General features: G+C 52.9%; 1 protein-coding gene. It reads right to left on the bottom strand.

The features are described 5' to 3' along the window. The coding region (gene thiI, locus FN960_RS24705) for a thiazole biosynthesis protein (protein WP_368854077.1) at positions 1–240 on the bottom strand (240 nt) is incomplete at both ends.

The following is a 240-nucleotide window of genomic DNA, read 5'->3' as shown; positions in this document are numbered from 1 at the left end:
CTTCACATTGTTAAAGCCCTGCTCGCGCAGATAGAGCGCCTGCAGACGGCTCATCACCCCGCGCTCACACCACAGTAGCCAGGTTCTGTTCTGGTCGAGATCGCCAAATTTGGTGCTCAGTTTATAGAACGGCAGAGAAACCACGTCAATCCCTTCGACTTTCAGTGGCTTATCTTCCTGCTCATCGACAGAACGGATATCGAGGATCACGTCGTTCGGGCCAAAGCCATTGACGGTTTC

It is taken from the genome of Alkalicoccobacillus porphyridii, assembly GCF_007293315.1.
In the GTDB taxonomy this organism is placed as follows: domain Bacteria; phylum Bacillota; class Bacilli; order Bacillales; family Bacillaceae_D; genus Alkalicoccobacillus; species Alkalicoccobacillus porphyridii.
This window is presented reverse-complemented; position numbering and strand designations above follow the sequence as displayed.